This is a genomic window from Pseudomonas sp. Pseusp11 (assembly GCF_047304405.1).
Classification (GTDB): domain Bacteria; phylum Pseudomonadota; class Gammaproteobacteria; order Pseudomonadales; family Pseudomonadaceae; genus Aquipseudomonas.
In genome coordinates, this window is record NZ_JBGLZF010000043.1 from 23,299 (window position 1) to 46,453 (window position 23,155).

Here is a 23,155-nt window from a genome sequence, read left to right on the forward strand (position 1 = left end):
AGTATCGAATCAATGCCGCACATTTTGATCGTCGAAGACGAAACAATTATCCGCTCCGCCTTGCGCCGTCTGCTGGAACGTAACCAGTACCAGGTCAGTGAAGCCGGATCCGTGCAGGAAGCACAAGAGCGTTTCAGCATTCCCACGTTTGACCTGATCGTCAGTGACCTGCGCCTGCCGGGCGCGCCGGGTACCGAGTTGATCAAACTCGGCCAGGGCACTCCGGTGCTGATCATGACCAGTTACGCCAGCCTGCGTTCGGCCGTCGACTCCATGAAAATGGGCGCGGTGGACTACATCGCCAAGCCTTTCGATCACGACGAGATGCTCCAGGCCGTCGCGCGAATCCTGCGTGACCGGCAATCGGCGCAAGCCAGCGGTGAGCCGGTCGTCGGCAAAGCGTCCAATGGCGCCGCAGCCAAAAGCGGTGTCGACAACAGCAACGGCGAAATTGGCATCATCGGCTCTTGCCCGCCGATGCAGGACCTGTACAGCAAAATCCGTAAAGTCGCGCCGACCGATTCCAATGTCCTGATCCAGGGCGAATCCGGTACTGGTAAAGAACTGGTAGCACGTGCCCTGCACAACCTGTCCAAACGCGCCAAGGCACCGATGATTTCGGTGAACTGCGCAGCCATCCCGGAAAGCCTGATCGAGTCCGAACTGTTCGGCCACGAAAAAGGCGCGTTCACCGGCGCCAGCGCCGGGCGTGCCGGGTTGGTGGAAGCGGCGGACGGCGGCACCTTGTTCCTCGATGAAATCGGTGAACTGCCACTGGAAGCCCAGGCCCGCCTGTTGCGCGTATTGCAGGAAGGTGAAATCCGCCGGGTTGGCTCGGTCCAGTCGCAGAAGGTCGATGTACGCCTGATCGCCGCGACCCACCGGGACCTCAAGAGCCTGGCGAAGATCGGCCAGTTCCGTGAAGACTTGTATTACCGCCTCCACGTGATCGCCCTGAAACTGCCGGCCCTGCGCGAGCGCGGTGCGGACGTCAATGAAATTGCCAATGCCTTCCTGGCGCGGCAGAGCGCGCGGGTCAACCGCACCGATCTGAAATTCGCCCTGGATGCCGAGCAAGCAATTCGGCATTACTCCTGGCCGGGTAACGTTCGCGAACTGGAAAACGCGGTCGAGCGCGCGGTGATTCTGTGCGAGAGCCCGGAGATTTCCGCCGAGCTGCTGGGCATCGACATCGAACTCAGCGATCTGGAAGACGACGATTTCATCGGCCTCGCGCCCCAGCAGGGCAACAGCGCCGGTAACACCAGCCACGAACCGACCGAAGATCTGTCCCTGGAAGACTACTTCCAGCACTTCGTACTCGAGCATCAGGACCACATGACCGAAACCGAACTGGCCCGCAAACTCGGGGTCAGTCGCAAATGCTTGTGGGAACGCCGTCAGCGCCTGGGCATCCCGCGGCGCAAGACCGGGGTGGCCAGCGAGAGCTGAACCGCGCCTGTCGGATGCGCGGGTAACACGTGACATTGTGGAAAAACTGTTACCTCAGCTTTTTCACGTAACAGAAGCCGGGGCTTACGGTAACGAAGCCCCGGTTTTTTTTGGCCTCGAAAAGCCCCATTAGCCCGCCTAACCCCTTGTTTTATTGGACTTCACAAAAGTTGGCACGCACCCTGCTATATGTTCAGTACAAGAACAATAACAAGTAATGCACAAGACAATAAAAATAAGACGAATCGACTCACGCACAATAAAAACAAGACGGCGAGAGGCGTAGCTAACTGATTCTTTTGGAGAGGCGTTGTATTTGGGGTTTGCCCCGCAACCAGGCCGAGAATAATAAAAAACTGTCTTAAGACAGTGCCTGAACTGGTTGGATCACACGATCATAGCAACACAGCGACCAAAGCAATCCGTTTGCTCTTGGCTCCCGATTGGGAGGGTCATGAAGGAAAACTTCATGGCGAGGGCGCTCAACAAAAACAAGAAGCCCGAAACCAATAATAAAAATAGAGCACGCAACTACTTCTGGGGGAGCTTCGGCTCCCCTTGTGGTTTCTGCCGTTTGGCATTCTCTGTCTGTAGCAGCTGCCGAGCAGCGCGAGTCTGCGTTCGACTGCGCAGCAGTCGCAAATACGGGCAACCGGTTCCTACTGACACACCGCAATCTCTGGTTTTACGACGGCTTCGCCGCCGAACGCAGCCTCGCGCTGCTCGGCAGCTGCTACAAAACCGCCCCTTTCAAGACATTCCCCTTCAAGCGCTTGCGCAGCTTCCTACACCATCCCCCGACTAAATGCTAGAATCCCGGCCCATCATGCGGTCATTCTTCGTTATGGCCGAACATTCCTTCAAACAGTGCATCCCATGCTGAAGAAGCTGTTCCAGTCATTCCGTTCTCCCCTGCGTCGTACGCAACACATCCGCAGCACGCCTGAAGTGCTCAATAGCGGCCAACATTCGCTGCAAAAGGCGCAATTCAGCCGTTACGCGGTCAACATCGTCGAACGCTTGCAGAACGCCGGTTACCAGGCTTACCTGGTCGGCGGCTGTGTGCGTGACATGCTGCTCGGCATCACGCCGAAAGATTTCGACGTCGCCACCAGTGCCACCCCTGAACAGGTACGGGCCGAATTCCGCAACGCGCGGATCATCGGTCGTCGCTTCAAACTGGTGCATATCCACTTTGGCCGCGAAATCATCGAAGTCGCGACCTTCCGCGCCAATCACCCGCAAAACGACGAGGACGAAGACAGCAACCAGTCTTCCCGCAACGAAAGCGGGCGCATCCTGCGCGATAACGTCTACGGCACCCTGGAAGAAGACGCGCAACGCCGCGACTTCACCATCAACGCCTTGTATTACGATCCGGTCAGCGAGCGCATTCTCGACTACGCCAATGGCGTACACGACATCCGCAATCACCTGATCCGCCTGATCGGCGATCCGAAGCAGCGCTACCAGGAAGACCCGGTGCGGATGCTGCGGGCCGTGCGTTTCGCCGCCAAGCTGAATTTCGGTATCGAGAAGCACAGCGCCCTGCCGATCCGTGATCTGGCACCGATGCTGCGCGAGATTCCATCGGCCCGTCTGTTCGAAGAAGTGCTCAAGCTGTTCCTCTCCGGCCACGCCGCGGACACCTTCGAGATGCTGGTCGACCTGCAGCTGTTCGATCCGCTGTTCCCGGCCAGTGCCGAGGCACTGGAATACAACCCGACGTACACCCACACGCTGATCAGTGAAGCACTGATCAACACGGACTTGCGGATCAAGCAGAACAAACCGGTCACCCCGGCGTTCCTGTTCGCCGCCCTGCTCTGGCCTGCCCTGCCGGCCCGCGTGCTGCGCTTGCAAGAACGTGGCATGCCGCCGATTCCAGCGATGCAGGAAGCAGCGCATGAGCTGATCGCCGAACAGTGCCAGCGTATTGCGATTCCAAAACGCTTCACCATGCCGATCCGCGAGATCTGGGACATGCAGGAGCGTCTGCCGCGCCGCAGCGGCAAGCGGGCCGACCTGTTGCTGGACAACCCGCGGTTCCGTGCCGGTTACGACTTCCTGCTGCTGCGCGAAAGCGCTGGCGAACAGACTGATGGCCTGGGCGAATGGTGGACCGACTATCAGGACGCCAACGACAGCGAACGTCGGGACATGATCCGCGAACTCAGCGGCAAGGACGACGGCAGCGGAGCTCCGCGCAAACGTCGCCGCAGTGGCGGAGCCAAACGCAAACGCGCTGCCGGCGCCTCGAGCACGACAGGCGAATAAGCCATGGAACGCATCTACATCGGCATGGGCAGCAATCTGGCTGACCCTGCCGAACAGTTGCGCAGCGCTGTCGAGTCCTTGGCACGCTTGCCGCAGACCGAACTGGTCGGCGTTTCCGGGTTTTATCAAAGCGACTCGCTGCTGCCCGGCCAACCGCGTTATACCAACGCGGTCGCCGCTCTCGACAGCCGCCTCGCGCCGCTGGAGCTGCTCGATGCCCTGCAAGCCATCGAGAACGGACAAGGCCGCCAGCGCCTTGAACGCTGGGGCCCGCGCACGCTGGATCTGGACATCGTGTTGTTCGGCGATCGACTGATCGACGAACCGCGCCTCAAAGTCCCTCACTATCACCTGCAGGAACGAGCCTTTGTGCTCTATCCGCTGGCCGAACTGGCATCAGCGGACTTGCGCCTGGCTGACGGCCGCACCCTCGCAGAATTACTCGCCGCCTGCCCGTTCGTCGGCCTGGAACGCCTCCCGGCAGCCTGAGTTGCCGCCAAAAGATCGCAGCCTTCGGCAGCTCCTACATACATCAGTAGGAGCTGCCGAAGGCTGCGATCTTTTGACGAGACAAGCCCATCGCTAATCTGCTGAATCGCATCAGTAACGTCGGTAACACCCCACACGTAACAATGCGGTAACACACGCAATTGACTTCCCGGGTTCTCCTCACGACTATAGGCGTCCCGCTGCCGCCAACGCGGCGCTAAAGGGCGCAGTCCAGGCCTTACAAGCACCACGAAAGAGGGTGCGCCTGTATAAATGACGAATCACGCGCGTTACTCGCAGTAGTTTTCATAGCGCCTGTAATGAGGATTTTTTTCATGCCAGCCATCACCCTGACCACGCTCCAGAGCCTCAAGCAGACAGGTGAAAAGATCACCATGCTGACCTGCTATGACGCGACCTTCGCCCACGCCTGCAATGAGGCCGGGGTTGAAGTGCTGCTGGTGGGCGACTCCCTCGGCATGGTCTTGCAAGGTCATGACAGCACCCTGCCGGTGACCACTGCTGAAATGGCCTACCACGTGGCAGCCGTCAAACGCGGCAACACCGATGCCCTGATCCTCGCCGACCTGCCCTTCATGGCCTACGCCACCATTGAACAAACCATGACCAACAGCGCGCTGTTGATGCAGGCCGGTGCGCACATGGTCAAGGTTGAAGGGGCATTGTGGCTCGCGGACTCGATCCGTCTGCTGGCCGAACGCGGCATCCCGGTGTGCGCGCACATGGGGCTGACACCGCAATCGGTCAACATCCTCGGCGGCTATAAAGTCCAGGGCCGCAATGAGAACCAGGCACGGCAGATGCGTGCCGACGCGATTTCCCTGGAACAGGCCGGCGCGGCCATGCTGCTGCTCGAATGCGTACCGAGCGAACTGGCCGAAGAAATCAGCCAGGCGGTGAAGATCCCGGTGATTGGCATTGGCGCCGGCAGTGGCACCGACGGTCAGGTCCTGGTTCTGCACGACATGCTGGGCTTGTCCATGACCGGCCGCGTGCCAAAGTTCGTGAAGAACTTCATGACCGGCCAAACCAGCATTCAAGCCGCCTTGAGCGCCTACGTCACTGAAGTCAAAGCGGCGACTTTCCCTGGCATCGAACACGGATTCTCTGCATGAACACCGTAAAAACCGTACGCGAACTGCGGGCCGCGGTGGCCCGCGCCCGTAGCGAAGGCAAGCGCATCGGCTTTGTGCCGACCATGGGCAACCTGCACAGCGGGCATATCGCGCTGATTACCAAAGCCAGCCAACGGGTGGATTTCGTGGTCGCGAGCATTTTCGTCAACCCGCTGCAATTCGGCGCTGGCGAAGACCTCGACAAATACCCGCGGACCCTGGCCGCCGATCAGGAGAAACTGCTCCAGGCCGGTTGCCATCTGCTGTTTGCCCCAACCGTCGAAGAAATGTACCCCGACGGCATGGCCGGCCAGACCCGCGTCAGCGTTCCGCAACTGTCTGAAGGTCTGTGCGGTGCCAGCCGTCCGGGGCATTTCGAAGGGGTGGCGACGGTAGTCAGCAAACTGTTCAACATGGTCCAGCCGGACCTGGCGATCTTTGGCCAGAAAGACTTCCAGCAACTGGCGGTGATTCGCGCCCTGGTGCACGACCTGAACATGCCGATCCAGATCATCGGCGAACCGACCGTACGGGCCGCCGACGGTCTGGCGTTGTCGTCACGCAATGGTTTCCTCAGCGAAGAACAGCGGGCCATCGCACCAGAGGTCTATCGCACACTGACCCGGATCAGCGACGCGATCAAACAGGGCGAGCGCGATTACCCGACGCTGATCAACGAGCAGATCAAGCAACTGGAAGCCGCTGGTCTGCGTCCGGATTACCTGGAAATTCGCCATGCGCTGACCTTGCGTCCGGCGACAGCGCAAGATCGGGATCTGGTGATTCTGGTGGCGGCGTTCCTCGGCACGACGCGGTTGATCGACAACCTGCATCTGAACCTCGACGCACCCGCCTGAACACCGCAAAACCCTGTGGCGAGGGGGCTTGCCCCCGTTGGGCTGCGAAGCAGCCCCAAAATCTCTGATATATCAAAGATCCTGTGAGTGCTATGCACTCAAACGGGGGCAAGCCCCCTCGCCACAGGCCCGCTCCCACATTAGATCTGCGTCGTTTCCAGACTGTATTGCCGCCCACAAAGCCTTCGGGCAAACTGCCCCCCGTTCGATTCCGACCCGGGGAAACACTCATGCACGCCATCATGCTCAAGGCCAAGCTGCATCGCGCCGAAGTCACCCATGCTGTACTCGATTACGAAGGCTCTTGCGCCATCGACGGCGAATGGCTGGACCTGTCCGGCATCCGTGAGTACGAACAGATCCAGATCTACAACGTCGACAACGGCGAACGCTTCACCACCTACGCGATTCGTGGCGAAGAAGGTTCGCGCATGATCTCGGTCAACGGTGCCGCGGCCCACAAGGCCAAGGTCGGCGACCGCGTGATCATCTGCGCTTACGCTCACTACAGCGAAGCCGAACTGCTCAACTTCAAGCCGCGCATGCTCTACATGGCGCCGGGTAACGAACTGAGCCACACCAGCAATGCCATTCCGGTTCAGGTCGCCTGACCGAACCGCCCCCCCTGCCAGCTTTCCGTTTGTCGGACCGCTCCTGGTTAAATGTTAAAAAAGTACCGGGAGCAGGTCAGACAAAGTCAAGACAGATTGCAGCGCGAGGTTTACTGTATTCGCCCTGCGCCAGAAATCGTGTCGACGCAGTTGACCGGACGCCCACCCACAGCGCTCCGGGATTTTTAGTGTTCAAAAGGCCGTTCAAGTAAAAGGAAAACCGCAGCGATGGCGTATTACCGCACTCCTCACGACGTTACCGCTCTGCCCGCTTGGCAAGCGCTGAATGACCACCGCCAAGCCATGCAGGATTTCAGCATGCGCGAAGCCTTTAATGCCGATCCGCAGCGTTTTAATCAATTCACCCTCAGCAGCTGCGGCCTGTTTCTCGACTACTCGAAGAACCTGATCAACGCCGAGACCCGCAATCTGCTGGTGGGCCTGGCCAACGAAGTCGACCTCAAGGGCGCGATCAAAGCGCTGTTCTCGGGCGAAATCGTCAACGCTTCCGAAGGTCGCCCGGCCCTGCACACCGCACTGCGCCGCCCGGTGGGTGACAAGCTGTCGGTCAACGGCGTCAACGTGATGCCCGACGTACACAAAGTGCTGAACCAGATCACCGACCTCGTGGGCCGTATCCACGACGGTTTGTGGCGCGGTTACACCGAGAAGCCGATCACTGACGTGGTGAACATCGGCATCGGTGGCTCGTTCCTCGGCCCAGAGCTGGTGTCCGAAGCGCTGCTGTCCTACGCCCAGAAAGGCGTGCGCTGCCATTACCTGGCGAACATCGACGGCAGTGAATTCCACGAACTGACCATGAAGCTGCGCGCCGAGACCACGCTGTTCATCGTCTCGTCGAAATCCTTCAACACCCTCGAAACCCTGAAAAACGCCCAGGCCGCACGCGCCTGGTATCTGGCTCAGGGTGGTTCGGAAGCCGAGCTGTACCGTCACTTCATCGCCGTTTCCAGCAACAATGCTGCGGCGGTGGCGTTCGGTATTCGCGAAGAAAACATCTTCCCTATGTGGGACTGGGTCGGCGGGCGTTACTCACTGTGGTCGGCTATCGGTCTGCCGATTGCACTGGCCATCGGCATGTCGAACTTCAAGGAGCTGCTGTCCGGTGCCTACACCATGGACCAGCACTTCCAGAGCGCGCCATTCGAACAGAACATGCCAGTGCTGCTGGCGTTGCTCGGCGTCTGGTACGGCAACTTCTGGGGCGCGCAAAGCCACGCGATCCTGCCGTACGACCACTACCTGCGCAACATCACCAAACACTTGCAACAGCTGGACATGGAATCCAACGGCAAGAGCGTGCGCCAGGACGGCACGCCAGTGTCCACCGATACCGGCCCGGTGATCTGGGGCGGCGTCGGCTGCAACGGTCAGCACGCTTATCACCAGTTGCTGCACCAGGGCACCCAGCTGATTCCGGCCGACTTTATCGTGCCGATCGTCAGCTTCAACCCGGTGTCCGACCACCACCAGTGGCTGTACGCCAACTGCCTGTCGCAAAGCCAGGCATTGATGCTCGGCAAGACCCGCACCGAGGCTGAAGCCGAGCTGCGTGACAAGGGTATGGCCGAGGATGAAGTGCAAAAACTGGCCGCGCACAAGGTGATCCCGGGCAACCGTCCGAGCAACACCCTGGTGCTCGAACGCATCAGCCCCCGGCGTCTTGGCGCACTGGTGGCGTTGTACGAACACAAAGTCTTCGTGCAAAGCGTGGTCTGGGGCATCAATGCCTTCGACCAGTGGGGTGTGGAGTTGGGTAAAGAGCTGGGCAAAGGTGTCTACAACCGCCTGGTCGGCAGCGAAGAAACCCCGGCCGACGATGCTTCCACCCAAGGCCTGATCAACTACTTCCGCGGTCGTCACCGCGGGTGATAGGCTGAAGGGGCGGTTTACCCGCCCCTTCAACTTGCAGCACCGACAGTTCCACGGCACCGGGTTTACTGCAAAATCGGTGGCGTGCGCTATCACTGTAGGAGCGGCCGAAGGCTGCGATCTTTTGATCCTGGTTGTAAAAAACAAGATCAAAAGATCGCAGCCTTCGGCAGCTCCTACGAGGGTCGCGCAGCTCCCCTCTTGTCGCAAAACAAGAATAAGGAACCGTCATGTTCGATATCAGCACGTTCCCCAAAGCCGATGCCGTCCGCCGGGCTGCACAGTTGAGTCAGGACGACTATAAGCGCCTGTACCGTGAATCCATTGAGCACCCCAGCACCTTCTGGGCCGAACAGGCCACACGGTTCCTCGACTGGAGCACGCCGTGGCAGACCGTTCAGCGGTACGACCTGAAAACCGGTGACGCAAGCTGGTTTGCCGGCGGAAAGTTAAACGTCAGTTACAACTGCATCGATCGTCATCTGGAAAAGCGTGGCGATCAAACCGCGATCATCTGGGAAGGCGATGACCCCGCCGAATCCATCCAGATCACCTACAAAAAACTCCATCACAACGTCTGTCGACTGGCCAACGTGCTCAAAAGCCGTGGCGTGAAGAAAGGCGACCGCGTGTGCATCTACATGCCGATGATCCCCGAAGCCGCCTACGCCATGCTCGCCTGTGCGCGGATCGGCGCGATTCATTCGGTGGTGTTCGGCGGATTCTCCCCAGACTCACTGCGTGACCGGATCCTCGACGCCGACTGCCGCACCGTAATCACCGCCGATGAAGGCGTGCGCGGCGGTAAATTCGTGCCGCTCAAACAGAACGTCGACAAGGCCCTGCAAAGTTGTCCGCACGTCAGCAGCGTGATCGTGGTCGAGCACACCCAAAACCAGGTGAATTGGGTTGAAGACCGCGACCTCTGGTATCACCAAGCCCTGCGCGATGTCGGTGACGATTGCCCGCCAGAGCCGATGGACGCCGAAGACCCGCTGTTCATCCTCTACACCTCCGGCAGCACCGGTAAACCCAAAGGCGTGCTGCACACCACTGGCGGCTACCTGCTGCAAGCGGCGATGACCTTCAAATACGTGCTCGACTATCGCGACGGTGAAGTCTTCTGGTGCACCGCCGACGTCGGCTGGGTCACCGGCCACAGCTACATCGTCTACGGGCCGCTGGCCAACGGCGCGACCACGCTGATCTTCGAAGGCGTACCGAGCTACCCCAGCACCTCGCGCTTCTGGCAGGTGATCGACAAGCACCACGTGAACATCTTCTACACCGCCCCGACCGCCCTGCGCGCGTTGATGCGTGAAGGTCCCGGGCCGTTGAAGGAAACGTCCCGCGAGAGCCTGCGCTTACTCGGCACTGTCGGCGAGCCGATTAACCCGGAAGCCTGGGAGTGGTATTTCAATACGGTCGGCGAGCAACGCTGCCCGATTGTCGATACCTGGTGGCAGACCGAAACCGGCGGCATCATGCTCAGCCCGCTGGTCAGCACCCAACGGGTCAAACCCGGTTGCGCCACCCAACCGATGTTCGGCGTGCAACCGGTGTTGCTCGATGAGCACGGCAAGGAAATCAAAGGCGCCGGCAGCGGCGTGCTGGCCATCAAGTCCAGTTGGCCAGCGCAGATCCGCAGCGTCTACGGCGATCCGAAACGGATGGTCGAAACCTACTTCAAGCCCTACCCCGGCTACTACTTCACCGGCGATGGCGCACGCCGCGACGAGGACGGCGATTACTGGATCACCGGGCGCATCGACGACGTAATCAACGTCTCCGGGCACCGCATCGGCACCGCCGAAGTGGAGAGCGCGCTGGTGCTGCACGACAGCATCGCCGAGGCCGCCGTGGTCGGTTACCCCCATGACATCAAAGGCCAGGGGATCTACGCCTTCGTCACCCCCATGAACGGCATCGACCCCAACGACGATCTGAAGAAAGAACTGCTGGCCCATGTCAGCCAGGAAATCGGCAGCTTCGCCAAACCGGACTTGATCCAGTGGGCCCCGGCCCTGCCGAAAACCCGTTCGGGCAAAATCATGCGACGGATCCTGCGCAAGATCGCCTGCAACGAACTGGACAGCCTCGGCGACACCTCGACCCTCGCCGACCCGAGCGTGGTGCAGGGCTTGATCGACAAACGCCTGAACCTGTAACTCGCTCGTGCATCCGCCGTTTGGTCGAGCCTTTCGGCGGTTCGAGGCAGCGGCTCCGGCATCCGGGTTTGCCGGGCCAAGACCGGCGCGCATACAACCCGACCGGGCGGTTCGCATTTGGAACCGCCCTATGGCTGTGTTCGAGGCGAACGCATGTAAGCCTGTTCGAGACACCAATCCCCTGTGGCGAGGGAGCTTGCTCCCGTTGGGCTGCGAAGCGGCCCCAAAATCTCTATGTACCAAAGATTTTGTGAGTGCTACGTACTCAAACGGGGCGCTACGGCGGTCCGACAAGCCCCCTCACCACAGAGCACCTCGATTCTGCGCCAAGCTGTTAAACTCCCGCGCCCTCAATTCCCTCCAGCAAGGCGCCCAGCATGTCTTCCTTGAATCAGGCGCTGTGCGCCGCCCTCGATCGTCGCCAGGACCTGCTCGCCGAGCTGCATCAGCAAGGCACCGATTGCTATCGCCTGTTCCACGGCAGCCAGGAAGGTGCCGGCGGCTTGACCATCGACCGCTACGGCCCACAACTGTTGGTGCAAAGCTTTCATCAGTCACTGGAGCGTGACGCCCTGCTGCAATTGCACGAGACCATCAATCAACAGCTGGGCCTCGATACCCTGCTGGTGTACAACGACCGCTCCCGCGGCAACTCGCGCATCGACCGCGAAGACACCGTGTACCGCGCCGACGAGGCCGCCCTGCAAGACTTGATCGGCCACGAATGGGGGCTGAATTATCGGGTTCGCGGGCGCCATGCCGGCCAGGACCCGTTGCTGTTTCTCGACCTGCGCAATGCCCGCGGCTGGGTCAAGGCGCACAGCAAAAACAAAAGTGTGCTGAACCTGTTTGCCTACACCTGTGGCGTCGGTCTCTGCGCTGCGGCCGGTGGTGCCAGCGAGGTGTGCAACCTGGACTTTGCCGAAGGCAACCTGGCGGTCGGCCGCGAGAACGGTCTACTCAACCCGCATTTGCCGACCATGGAGTTCATCCAGTCCGATTACTTCCCGGCGATTCGTCAATTGGCCGGCCTGCCGATCAGCCAGCGTCGCGGGCAGAAACTGCCAAGCTATCAACGTCTGGAGCAGCGTCAGTACGATCTGGTGCTGCTCGATCCACCGGCCTGGGCCAAGAGTGCATTCGGCACGGTCGACCTGTTGCGCGACTACCAGAGCCTGCTCAAACCGGCACTGCTGACCACTGCCGACAATGGCGTGTTGATCTGCTGCAACAACCTGGCGAAGGTCAGCATGGACGATTGGCGCGAGCAAGTGCTGCGCTGCGCAGAGAAGGCCGGGCGCCCGGTGCGTGAGTGGACAGCGCTGACACCGGGCAGCGACTTTCCGTCGATGGATCAACAACCGCCGCTGAAAACGCTGATCCTGCAGCTCTGAAAATCCACACCCATTATCAGACAAATCCTATAAAGCGTGATTGCTTCGGAACCGCAAACGCATGCCATACTCCAAGGCACTCCGATTCCGACAGATGAAGCCACACATGCCCAAAGGATTGATCCGCGCTATCGGCGCCCTGTTAACAGCCCTGGCCCTTTACAGCCTGCTGGGGTTTCTGATTTTGCCGGGCATCGCGTTGCGGGTTGCCAACCAGCAATTGGCCAACTACGCCACGACGCCCGCGACGATTTCGCGGATCGAACTCAACCCGTTCAGCCTTGAAGTAACCCTTTGGGGCCTGATCATCGGCGAGCCGGGCAAGGAACAAGTGGGCTTCGAACGCCTGTACGCCAACCTGCAGATCGACAGCCTGTGGACCAAGGCGCTGCATCTGTCCGATATCGAACTGGACAAACCCAAGACCGAAATACTCTTCGGCAAGGACGGCCAGCTCAATCTTCTCGGGCTGTTCAAAATCCCCGCCAGCGAACCGACCCCGGTCGACCCGAACGCCAAACCCTTCCCGCTGCGCGTGGAGCGGATCAAACTGGCCGGCGGCTACGTACATTTCGTAGATGCCCGGCCCAGCGAGCCCATCGAGTTCCTCTACGACAAACTCGATTTCGAGCTGAAGAACCTCAGCACCCTGCCCGACGACAACGCCGACATGACCCTGGTCGCGGTCGGCCCCGCCGGCGGGCAGATCGACTGGACCGGCAATTTCAGCCTGAGCCCGATCGCCTCTGAAGGTAAGCTGAAAATCACCGATGGCAAGATGAAATCCTTCTGGCCCTACGTGCGCGATGCAGTGCCACTGGTCCTGGAAAATGGCGTCCTGAACCTGAGCACTGACTACAAACTCAATCTGAACAAAGGCACCGAACTGCTGCTGGACAACGTCGCCGTCAGCGTTGCGCCTTTCGCCATCAAGGCGCCGGACGGCCGACCGCTGGCGAAGCTCGAACGTCTGGACATCAGCGACACCACCGTGGACCTGGCCAAGCAACAAGTGATGGTCGGCAAGATCCGCAGCCAGAAACTGGAAACCTGGGCAGCCCTCGAAGCCGATGGGCAACTCGATTGGCAAAAACTGTTCGCCAGCCAGCCGTCCAAACAGGCGGCCAAAGCCAACGCCGAACCCACCAGCACACCCGCGGCAGCCGATTCACCGAAGCCCGAACCGACTGCGCCGAGCAAGCCCTGGCAGGTGCTGCTCAAAGACGTGCAACTGCGTAATTATCAGGTGCACCTGGCCGACCGCAAGGCACAACCCGCCGTAGCGCTGGAGCTCGGCCCGCTGAACCTGGACCTGCAGAATTTCGACAGCCTCAATGGCTCCCCTTTCAACCTCAAGCTCGACACGGGCGTGGGCAAGCAAGGCAAGATCATGGCGGACGGCACGGTCAATCTGGCCCCGATCAGCGCCAAACTGAACGTGCAGACCAGGGATATCGACCTGCGCGTCGCCCAGTCCTACATCAATCCGTTCATTCGCCTCGAACTGCGTAGCGGCATGCTGGGCAGTGATCTGGCGGTCGACTTGAAAAGCACCGAGCCGCTGGCGTTCAGCGTCACAGGTAAAGCCCAGATCGATCAGTTGCATACCCTCGACACTCTGAAAACCCGTGACTTCCTCAAGTGGCAACAGGTGGCGCTCGAAGGCCTGAACTATCAGCACGGCGACAGCCTGTCGATCGACAAGGTCAATCTGTTCCAGCCCTATGCGCGCTTCATGATCAACGATGACCGCACCACCAACATCGATGACCTGCTGATCCCGCAACCGGCCGACTCCGGCGCCAAGACCGCTGCCGCCAAACCGGCAACCGGAAGCGAAAAACCACTGGGCATCCACATTGGCAGCATCGCCATCAATGACGGTTCGGCAAACTTCGCCGACTTCAGCCTGACGCCGAACTTCGCCACCGCCGTCCAACAACTGAACGGCAACATCGGCACCATCGACAGCCGCCACGTAAAACCGGCCAACGTCGACGTCAAAGGCAAGGTCGACCGCTATGCGCCGGTGACCATCAAGGGCTCGGTCAACCCGTTCGACCCGATGGCCAGCCTGGACATCGCCACCAGTTTCAAACGGGTGGAACTGACGACCCTGACGCCCTACTCCGGCAAGTTCGCCGGCTACCGCATCCGCAAGGGCCGGCTCAATCTGGATCTGCATTACAAGATCACCAACGGTCAGCTCCTGGCCGAAAACAAAGTGGTGGTCGAGCAGCTGCAACTGGGTGAAAAAGTCGACAGTCCGGATGCAGTAAGCCTGCCGCTGAAACTGGCGATTGCCTTGCTCAAGGATGTCGACGGCAAGATTTCCATCGAATTGCCGGTGAGCGGCGACCTGAACAACCCGCAGTTCAGCATCATGCCGATCATCTGGCAGACCCTGCGCAATCTGATCGTGAAGGCGGCCGCGGCGCCGTTCAAAATGATTGGCGGGCTGGTCAGCGGCGGTGGTTCAGAGGACTTGGGCACTGTGGCGTTTGCACCAGGTTCGAGTGACTTGAGCAAGGAAGCCGAAGCAACACTGATCAAACTGTCCCAGGCACTCAAGGAGCGTCCGGCCCTGCGCCTGGAAATCGAAGGCACTGCCGCCAAGAGCAGCGACGGCCCGCTGCTCGCCGAGCAACGCCTGGAACGGGAATACCAGTACAACTACTACAAAATGCTCCAGCGCCGCGGCGACAAGGTGCCGGCCCAGGCCTCCATGCTGGAAGTGCCGGAAAGCGAGAAAGGCCCGCTGCTCGAAGGAATCTACCGCACACGCCTCAAGATCCAGCCGCCCGCGGAATGGAAGGATTTGGGCAAGGAAGAACGCAGCAAAAAAATGCGTGAAAGCGTGATCGGTTTCTGGAGCTCCAGCGAGGTTCTGTTGCGTCAGCTGGGCCAGGAACGGGCCAGCAGTATCAAGGACTACCTGGTGGACAAAGGGCAGTTGGCCGATGACCGCGTGTACTTCATCGACGCCAACCTCGGCGAGGCCGAAAGTGATGGCCGCGTGGTGACGGCCTTGCATCTGGATGCCGAGTGATGGGCGCGCAATGGCTTGTGAGCCTGGCCCTGGTATTGGCTGCCGGCCAAGCCGCGGCGGCCGATACCCTGCGCTGCGGCAGCCAGCTGATCAGCGTCGGGGACAGGTCCAGCGAAGTGCTGCAAAAATGCGGAGAGCCTGTCGCACGTGACCTGCTCGGCTACAAGCGCAGCGCCAATCGCCGGGAAGAGTTTCAGGTCGAGGAATGGACCTACGGGCCCAACAGCGGGATGTACCAGTACCTGCGCTTTGAAGGAAACCGGTTGGTTCAAATCACCAGCAAACGCGGTAACTGAACCCACTACAAACCAATGTGTGGCGAGGGGGCTTGCCCCCGTTGGGGTGCGGAGCGCCCCTGAAACCCGTCACTGCGATCTTGAATGGGAAAGCGGTAACCGGTTTACGATTGCTTCGCAATCGAACGGGGGCAAGCCCCCTCGCCACAAAGGCTTGCTCCCACAGGTTTTTGCGTTGCTCCCAATAGAACAGGCCCCCGACACGAATGTCGGGGGCCTGTAACGGCCACGTCCATATGGCCTTTCGCATGAACTCTCAAAAAGCGACAGACGTATGACCTGGCCCGCCTGCCGCATCTTCTCCCGGTCCAGGCGAGAAGCCTTGCCTTACTCGGCTTTCAGGCCGTCAGCGGACACCGCTTTGACGCCTTTGATTTTCTTGGCAATGGCCACGGCGGTGGTTTTCTGAGCTTCAGTCACCGCAACAGTGGACGACAGCGACACGACACCTTTGTTGGTTTCGACTTTGATGTCGGTGCCAGGGATGCCTTTTTCAGTCACCAGGTCTGCTTTGACTTTGGTCGTGATCCAGGTATCGGAAGTAGCTTCCTTGGCTTTGGTCACTTCACCGGCGGCCAGCGTCATGGGAGCCTGGGTGGTTTGGGTGGTCTGTGCAAATGCAGCGTTGACCATCGTCAGGGTCAGCGCGGTAGCAGTAGCGGCAGCGATAGCGAACTTCTTCATACGAGTAACTCCTGTTCTTCTGGAAAGTCTGCTGCGTGTCGTCTTGTCAGCAGGGTTACCAGAGAGAGTGCGAACGCTGTGCCAACTAGCGACCTAAAAATAAATACCTATAAATCAACAACTTAATAAAAATGACAACTTTCGAAATCATGCAAAATGCATGAGTGCGACATTATCTACATGCAAGTTGCGGGTTTTAGCGTAGGCCTAAGGGCATGAATTGTCGGGGGTTTTCGTGATCATCCGAATCGCCCCCGCCCAAATGACCAACAAAAATGCCCCGCGTCGTGAGAAGCGGGGCATTGTTTATGCCGGGTGGTATGGATCAGGTGCCGGTGCAGCCTTTGGGTGCGTACTCTTGTAGAGCCGTGGTGGCGCATGTCCAGCCACCGGCGAGGGTACGCGAAAGCGTAATGGTTTTGCTGAGCACAGGCCCTGGAGCATTGAGGATCGTGCAGGCAATAGTGCCCACACCGGTAGCGGTGGTACCCGATGCCGTAATCGTGCAGTTACCTGTAGTCGCCGTACCGCCGATCAAAGCGAGGGTAGGATCGGTACCCTGATTCATAATGTCTTCGAAAGGCACCTTCAGTGCCGAGATTTCCGCAAGCGCAGCGGTGACCTTCGCCCGTGATTGGTACTTCGAATACTGCGGCAACGCAAACGTCGCCAGAATCCCGATGATCGCCACCACGATCAGCAGTTCGATCAGGGTAAAACCATTTTGATTTTTCATAGACAGGCTCCATGCATGAGTCGAAATCTCATGATCTGTACAGGGTACAGCACAGGTCATGCCAAGTCGTATGCGCCCCTGCAGACTGGGCTCGGGATCACGACAAAGACCTTTCCTACCCCCAGGATCCGCACTTTCTGACACTTTTTGTCACCTCACCTCGGCTGGTTTGGTTCCACTGCTTGACTAGGCTATAAGTCATTAACCGCCTGCGTCCGGAATCCCAATGAATGACATTGCCCTTAGCGGTCTGGCCAAGCAATTGGTACTGGCCGAGCTGATCACTGATCAAAGTGCGCAACAGGCATATCAGCAAGCCCAACGCGATCGAGTCTCACTGGTCAGTTATCTGGTGCAAAACAAACTGCTGAAAAGCTGGCAGGTCGCCGAGGTGGCTTCGGAGCATTTCGGCATGGCCCTGCTGGACCTCAACTGCCTGGAAAAAGACACCCAGCCCAAGGGGCTGGTCAGCGAAAAACTGATCCGCCAGCACCACGCCCTACCCCTCTGGCGGCGCGGCAACAAACTGTTCGTGGGGGTTTCCGATCCGAGCAATCAACAGGTCATCAACGACATCCAGTTCAGTACCGGGCTGAACACCGAAGCCATCCTGGTCGAAGAAGACAAGCTCAGCGACGCCATCGAAAAATTCTTCGACAGCCACGCCACCGGCCTGGAAGAGATGGCCGATGTCGACCTCGACGGTCTGGACATCGAATCGGTCGATGACCAGAAACAGGACGCCATCGCCGGACAGGATACCGATGACGCGCCCGTGGTGCGCTTCGTCCACAAGATGTTGCTCGATGCAATCAAGAGCGGTTCTTCCGACCTGCATTTCGAACCCTACGAAAAAACCTACCGCGTGCGGATGCGCACCGATGGCATCCTGCATGAGGTCGCCAAGCCACCCACGCAACTGGCCAACCGCATTGCTTCCCGGCTCAAAGTCATGGCCAGTCTCGACATCTCCGAGCGGCGCAAACCCCAGGACGGGCGGATCAAGATGCGCCTGTCCAAGAGCAAGTCCATCGACTTCCGGGTCAACACCCTGCCGACCCTGTGGGGCGAAAAAGTGGTGATCCGGATCCTCGATCCGTCCAGCGCGCAAATGGGCATCGATGCCCTCGGCTATGAGCCGGAGCAGAAAGACCTGTACATGGCCGCCCTCAAACAACCACAGGGGATGATCCTGGTGACCGGGCCCACCGGTTCAGGCAAGACCGTGTCGCTCTATACCGGGCTGAACATCCTCAACACCGTCGACATCAACATCTCCACTGCCGAAGACCCGGTGGAAATCAACATGGAGGGCGTTAACCAGGTCAACGTCAATCCCAGGCAGGGAATGGATTTCGCCCAAGCGTTGCGCTCGTTTCTGCGCCAGGACCCGGACGTGATCATGGTCGGCGAAATCCGCGACCTCGAAACTGCCGAAATTGCCATCAAAGCCGCCCAGACCGGGCACATGGTGCTTTCAACCCTGCACACCAACAGCGCCGCGCAAACCCTGACCCGCCTGCACAACATGGGGATTCAGGGCTTCAACATTGCGACCTCGGTCAGCCTGATCATTGCCCAGCGCCTGGCGCGCAAGTTGTGCAGCCATTGCAAGAAACCCATCGAGATTCCCCGCGAGACGCTGCTCAAGGAAGGCTTCCCCGAGGAACGCATCGGCTCGTTCACGATCTATGAACCGGTCGGCTGCAATCAATGTAACGCTGGCTACAAAGGGCGAGTGGGGATTTATGAAGTGGTAAAGAACACCCCTGACCTGCAACGGCTGATCATGGCCGAAGGCAATTCACTGGAGATCGACCTCCAGATGCGCAAGGACGGCTTCAACGACCTGCGCACCTCGGGCTTGCTCAAGGCCATGCAAGGCATCACCAGCCTTGAAGAAATCAACCGGGTCACGAAGGACTGAATATGGCGGTCAAAGCAGCGAAAATCAGCGTGTATGCCTGGGAAGGCACGGATCGCAAAGGTGCGAAAATGACCGGCGAGTTGACCGGACAAAATCCTGCGCTGATCAAGGCCCAGTTGCGCAAGCAGGGCATCAACCCGGGCAAGGTGCGGAAAAAGTCCACGTCCATTTTCAGTGCCGGTAAGCGCATCAAACCCTTGGACATTGCCCTGTTTACCCGGCAGATGGCGACCATGATGAAAGCCGGCGTACCGCTGCTGCAATCGTTCGAGATCATCGGCGAAGGCTTTGATAACCCGAACATGCGCAAGCTGGTGGACGAGGTGAAACAGGAAGTCGCGGCCGGTAACAGCTTCGCCGCGGCCCTGCGCAAAAAGCCCCAGTATTTCGACGAGCTGTACTGCAACCTGGTGGACGCCGGCGAGCAGGCCGGTGCCCTGGATACCTTGCTGGAACGGGTGGCGACCTACAAGGAAAAGAGCGAAAGCCTCAAGGCCAAGATCAAGAAAGCCATGACCTACCCGCTGGCGGTGGTGTTCGTTGCAATCATTGTGACCGGCATTCTGCTGGTCAAGGTTGTGCCGCAGTTCCAGTCGGTATTCTCGGGGTTCGGCGCCGAACTGCCGGCGTTCACCGTGATGGTCATCGGCTTGTCGGAGTTCATGCAGGACTGGTGGTGGATGATACTCGGCGTGCTGGCCGGGGGGATCTTCGGCCTGCGCCATGCCTTCAAGAACTCCCCGGGCTTTCGCGACCGGACGGACACCTGGCTGCTGAAACTGCCGTTGGTTGGCGCGCTCATGTACAAGTCCGCCGTGGCCCGATACGCCCGCACCCTGTCGACGACGTTTGCCGCCGGCGTGCCACTGGTCGAAGCCCTGGAGTCAGTGGCGGGCGCGACCGGCAATATCGTGTTCAAGCGAGCGGTGTTGCGCATCAAGCAGGACGTTTCGACCGGCATGCAGCTGAATTTTTCCATGCGTACCTCCGGCATTTTTCCGACCATGGCGATCCAGATGACGGCCATTGGCGAAGAGTCCGGCGCGCTGGACGACATGCTCGACAAGGTCGCGAGTTTCTACGAGGCTGAGGTGGACAACATGGTCGATAACCTGACCAGCCTGATGGAGCCATTCATCATGGTGGTGCTGGGTGTTATCGTCGGCGGGCTGGTGGTTGCAATGTACCTGCCCATCTTCCAACTCGGCTCAGCGGTCTGATATGTCCTTGAACGAATTTCTGAGCCTCAACCCGCTGGCCTTCGTGATGACCGCAGGGCTGATCGGCCTGCTGATCGGCAGTTTTCTCAACGTGGTGGTCTGGCGCCTGCCGAAAATGCTTGAGCGTGAATGGCGCCTGCAGGCCCATGACGTACTGGACTTGCCAGCCGAAGCCCCCGGCCCGACCTACAACCTGATATTGCCCCACTCCGAGTGTCCCCACTGCGGTCATCGGATTCGAGTATGGGAAAACATTCCAATACTCAGTTATCTGTTTTTACGTGGGCGCTGCTCGAGCTGTGCAGCGCCGATCAGTAAACGTTACCCGCTGACCGAACTGGCCTGCGGCCTGCTGTCAGCGTTCGTCGCCTGGCATTTCGGTTTCGGCTGGCAGGCCTGCATGGTGCTGGTCCTGAGTTGGGGCCTGCTGGCGATGAGCCTGATCGATGCCGAACATCAACTATTGCCGGACGTACTGGTGATGCCATTGATGTGGTTGGGACTGGTCCTCAACAGCTTCGGGCTCTTCGTATCACTGCATGACGCGTTCTGGGGCGCGGTGGCCGGCTACATGGCGCTGTGGACGGTGTTCTGGCTGTTCAAGCTGGTCACCGGCAAGGACGGCATCGGTTACGGTGACTTCAAGCTGCTGGCGATGCTCGGCGCCTGGGGCGGCTGGCAGATCCTGCCCATGACCATTCTGCTGTCATCGCTGGTAGGGGCCATTCTCGGGGTGATTTTGCTGCGCCTGCGGGATGCGAAAACCTCGACGCCGCTACCCTTTGGACCCTATCTGGCCATTGCCGGCTGGATTGCCTTGCTCTGGGGTGGTCAAATAACCGGCTTCTATTGGCAGTTTGTCGGTTTGAAATGAATACCCCTGTGGAAAAACCCTGGATTCTCGGCCTGACCGGCGGCATCGGCAGCGGCAAAAGCGCGGCCGCGCAGCACTTCATCGACCTCGGCGTGCACGTGGTGGACGCCGATCATGCGGCTCGCTGGGTGGTCGAACCCGGTCGCCCGGCACTGGCAAAAATCGCCGAGCACTTTGGTCCCGGCGTGTTGCAATCCGATGGCCAGCTGGATCGTGCGGCCCTGCGCAAGCTGATCTTCGAGGTGCCGGAAGAACGCCGCTGGCTCGAAGCGCTACTGCATCCGTTGATCGCCGAGGAAATCGCCCATCATCTGGCCAAGGCACAATCGCCTTATGCGATTCTGGTTTCGCCGCTGCTGATCGAGTCCGGGCAGTACGCCATGACCCAACGGGTCCTGGTGATCGATGCCCCGGAACAGCTACAGATCGAACGCACCCTGCAGCGTGACCAGACCAGCGAACAGCAAGTCCAGGCGATCCTCAAGGCTCAGTCCAGCCGACAGGACCGCGTGAGCCATGCCGACGATGTGGTGGTCAACGACCGCGACCTCGCCTGGCTGCACAGCGAGGTCGAACGGCTGCATCACTTTTACCTTACTTTGCGTGGAGGCCAGTCATGAGCCAAACCCCGACCGTCGATTGCCCAACCTGTGGCGCCCCTGTCGAATGGAGCCCCGAGAACAAGTTCCGGCCATTCTGTTCGGACCGTTGCAAACTGATCGACCTGGGCGCCTGGGCGTCGGAAGAGCACAAGATCCCGGTGCCCCCCGATGCCGAGGACGAGTTGTTCAGCGGCGACTTCGACCCACGTCACTGATCCCGGCCATCAGGGCCGCATAAAGCCATAGTCCTGACCCTCGTCGAGGTTCTCGGCGAGAAACCGCAACTCATCGGCCAGGTCTTCGATATTGCGTACTGCCTTGCTCTGCTGCACCACTGCACTGAGCAAGGCGCGCAGGCTCAATCCCGGATCGAAACCCACCTCTTGCGCCACATCCAGACTCTGACGCAGCTCTTGCCTGGCCCACTCGTAGACACTCATTTCGATGCTCCTGAAAGTTTTCCGAAGCATGGATTCGTCAGCGTTTTTTGGATTTGATGTGGATCAAGATTCGGGATCGTCATCTTTCCAGGGCGCCGATAGATAGCGCGTGCGATTGAACGTTTCCAGCCATTCGGGGCAGAACACCACCAACGCGCTGATCACCATGCCGTTGATGAACGCTTCCGGAAAAATCAGCAACCACAGGTAACCAACAAAGTCTTCCAGCCAGTACGGCATGACGAATCTTTCGTCGTACCACAGCAGCGTGAGCGTCAGGATCAGGCACAACAAGGCCGACAGCGCAGCGGCAAAAAAACCGGAACAGAAGATATACACAAAGGGATTACGTGGCTGCGCGCGCTCCACCAGGATGGCGCAGCACTCGGTGACCAGCACCGGCAGCAGAATCAGCAGCGCTCCGTTTACGCCGACAGCGGCCAGGTCCTGACGCCCGAGCAACACCAAGCCCACCTGCGCGACCAACCCGCCGACAATCGCCAACGGCCAATCCAGCAGTAAGGTCACGGCGGTCATGCCGATGAAGTGATAAGACACGCCGGTATCAAAGTCCCGTCGCACCAGCCACAGCATGAACAGCGCGAACACCGTACCGAATAGCAGATGCTGGCGACGGCTGTCGCTGAACAGTTCGACCCATGGCGCTCGTGCAATTGCCCAGATCAGCGCCGGTATATAGATCAGCCAACCCACCGTCAGGGTTTCGGATGACAGTAACTCGGCACCGATCATGGCTGGGCACACTCCCTTGTCTTGCCAGAAGAGAACAGGTCATCAGTCTACACCGGCCTTCGACTTTGCTCTGGAGGGGCGTTTTAGGATTAGGGGGCATATGGCGGCTCTTTTCTGATCGTGTACATATCCGTTACTGCGGTAACGGCGACTTATGGTTTCGCTTTTACAGCGAGTCACTTTCGAAAAGCGCGAAAGTAACCAAAGCGCTTTTGCCCCTCCATTCGGTGCCTCGCCTAGGCTCGGCATGCCCTCACTCCGGCATTGCTCCGGGGGCCCGCCGCCATCGGCCATCCA

General features: G+C 59.5%; 20 protein-coding genes. 16 read left to right on the top strand and 4 right to left on the bottom strand.

Annotation, left to right across the window (positions count from 1 at the left end):
- The first annotated feature begins 12 nt into the window (after positions 1–12).
- From ACCC96_RS25330 to ACCC96_RS25380, 11 genes are all read left to right on the top strand, one after another.
- The gene (locus tag ACCC96_RS25330; protein WP_019582860.1) at positions 13–1,452 is read left to right on the top strand and encodes a sigma-54-dependent transcriptional regulator; all 1,440 of its coding nucleotides are present in this window, start codon (positions 13–15) and stop codon (positions 1,450–1,452) included.
- Positions 1,453–2,328: 876 nt separating this feature from the next.
- Positions 2,329–3,729, top strand: a complete 1,401-nt coding sequence (locus ACCC96_RS25335) for a polynucleotide adenylyltransferase PcnB (protein WP_018930200.1) — start codon at positions 2,329–2,331, stop codon at positions 3,727–3,729.
- Positions 3,730–3,732: 3 nt separating this feature from the next.
- Positions 3,733–4,218: a 2-amino-4-hydroxy-6-hydroxymethyldihydropteridine diphosphokinase gene (gene folK, locus ACCC96_RS25340; RefSeq protein WP_413697242.1), complete on the top strand. Its 486-nt coding sequence runs from the start codon at positions 3,733–3,735 to the stop codon at positions 4,216–4,218.
- A gap of 335 nt (positions 4,219–4,553) precedes the next feature.
- Positions 4,554–5,354 carry a 3-methyl-2-oxobutanoate hydroxymethyltransferase gene (gene panB, locus ACCC96_RS25345; protein WP_413697243.1) on the top strand — a complete coding sequence of 267 codons (801 nt, stop codon included), beginning with the start codon at positions 4,554–4,556 and terminating at the stop codon, positions 5,352–5,354.
- On the top strand, positions 5,351–6,211 hold the full coding sequence (gene panC / locus ACCC96_RS25350) for a pantoate--beta-alanine ligase (RefSeq protein WP_019650995.1): 861 nt from the start codon (positions 5,351–5,353) through the stop codon (positions 6,209–6,211). The genes panB and panC overlap by 4 nt, the downstream gene beginning before the upstream one ends.
- Positions 6,212–6,441: 230 nt before the next feature.
- Positions 6,442–6,822 carry an aspartate 1-decarboxylase gene (panD, locus tag ACCC96_RS25355; protein ID WP_003228271.1) on the top strand — a complete coding sequence of 127 codons (381 nt, stop codon included), beginning with the start codon at positions 6,442–6,444 and terminating at the stop codon, positions 6,820–6,822.
- 228 nt (positions 6,823–7,050) lie between these two features.
- Complete coding sequence (gene pgi, locus ACCC96_RS25360; protein ID WP_018930196.1) at positions 7,051–8,715, top strand: glucose-6-phosphate isomerase; 1,665 nt, start codon at positions 7,051–7,053, stop codon at positions 8,713–8,715.
- Positions 8,716–8,945: 230 nt separating this feature from the next.
- On the top strand, positions 8,946–10,883 hold the full coding sequence (gene acs, locus ACCC96_RS25365) for an acetate--CoA ligase (protein ID WP_413697244.1): 1,938 nt from the start codon (positions 8,946–8,948) through the stop codon (positions 10,881–10,883).
- Positions 10,884–11,260: 377 nt separating this feature from the next.
- Complete coding sequence (locus ACCC96_RS25370) at positions 11,261–12,277, top strand: class I SAM-dependent rRNA methyltransferase (protein ID WP_413697245.1); 1,017 nt, start codon at positions 11,261–11,263, stop codon at positions 12,275–12,277.
- Between the two features lie 94 nt (positions 12,278–12,371).
- Complete coding sequence (locus ACCC96_RS25375; protein ID WP_413697246.1) at positions 12,372–15,326, top strand: DUF748 domain-containing protein; 2,955 nt, start codon at positions 12,372–12,374, stop codon at positions 15,324–15,326.
- Positions 15,326–15,622: a DUF2845 domain-containing protein gene (locus ACCC96_RS25380; RefSeq protein ID WP_007938996.1), complete on the top strand. Its 297-nt coding sequence runs from the start codon at positions 15,326–15,328 to the stop codon at positions 15,620–15,622. Before ACCC96_RS25375 ends, ACCC96_RS25380 begins: the two co-directional genes overlap by 1 nt.
- Before the next feature lie 327 nt (positions 15,623–15,949).
- Here ACCC96_RS25380 and ACCC96_RS25385 read toward each other — a convergent pair whose 3' ends face one another.
- Both ACCC96_RS25385 and ACCC96_RS25390 read right to left on the bottom strand, forming a co-directional pair.
- A complete protein-coding gene (locus tag ACCC96_RS25385; RefSeq protein ID WP_019650991.1) occupies positions 15,950–16,306 on the bottom strand; it encodes a BON domain-containing protein in 357 nt (118 codons plus the stop codon).
- 325 nt (positions 16,307–16,631) lie between these two features.
- A complete protein-coding gene (locus tag ACCC96_RS25390; protein WP_019650990.1) occupies positions 16,632–17,042 on the bottom strand; it encodes a pilin in 411 nt (136 codons plus the stop codon).
- A 226-nt stretch (positions 17,043–17,268) separates the two neighbouring features.
- Between ACCC96_RS25390 and pilB the strand changes: the two genes are divergently transcribed.
- Genes pilB through yacG form a run of 5 tightly spaced genes read left to right on the top strand, consistent with a single transcriptional unit; the run spans position 17,269 to position 21,880 of the window.
- The gene (gene pilB, locus ACCC96_RS25395; protein ID WP_413697247.1) at positions 17,269–18,969 is read left to right on the top strand and encodes a type IV-A pilus assembly ATPase PilB; all 1,701 of its coding nucleotides are present in this window, start codon (positions 17,269–17,271) and stop codon (positions 18,967–18,969) included.
- A gap of 2 nt (positions 18,970–18,971) precedes the next feature.
- The gene (locus ACCC96_RS25400; protein ID WP_019650988.1) at positions 18,972–20,189 is read left to right on the top strand and encodes a type II secretion system F family protein; all 1,218 of its coding nucleotides are present in this window, start codon (positions 18,972–18,974) and stop codon (positions 20,187–20,189) included.
- Position 20,190: 1 nt separating this feature from the next.
- The gene (locus tag ACCC96_RS25405; protein ID WP_018930187.1) at positions 20,191–21,063 is read left to right on the top strand and encodes a prepilin peptidase; all 873 of its coding nucleotides are present in this window, start codon (positions 20,191–20,193) and stop codon (positions 21,061–21,063) included.
- Positions 21,060–21,683, top strand: a complete 624-nt coding sequence (gene coaE / locus ACCC96_RS25410; RefSeq protein WP_413697248.1) for a dephospho-CoA kinase — start codon at positions 21,060–21,062, stop codon at positions 21,681–21,683. The genes ACCC96_RS25405 and coaE overlap by 4 nt, the downstream gene beginning before the upstream one ends.
- Positions 21,680–21,880, top strand: a complete 201-nt coding sequence (gene yacG / locus ACCC96_RS25415) for a DNA gyrase inhibitor YacG (protein ID WP_007938961.1) — start codon at positions 21,680–21,682, stop codon at positions 21,878–21,880. Before coaE ends, yacG begins: the two co-directional genes overlap by 4 nt.
- 9 nt (positions 21,881–21,889) lie before the next feature.
- Here yacG and ACCC96_RS25420 read toward each other — a convergent pair whose 3' ends face one another.
- The gene (locus ACCC96_RS25420; protein ID WP_007938959.1) at positions 21,890–22,105 is read right to left on the bottom strand and encodes a hypothetical protein; all 216 of its coding nucleotides are present in this window, start codon (positions 22,103–22,105) and stop codon (positions 21,890–21,892) included.
- Positions 22,106–22,168: 63 nt separating this feature from the next.
- Positions 22,169–22,858: an energy-coupling factor ABC transporter permease gene (locus ACCC96_RS25425; RefSeq protein ID WP_413697249.1), complete on the bottom strand. Its 690-nt coding sequence runs from the start codon at positions 22,856–22,858 to the stop codon at positions 22,169–22,171.
- Positions 22,859–23,155: the final 297 nt, after the last annotated feature.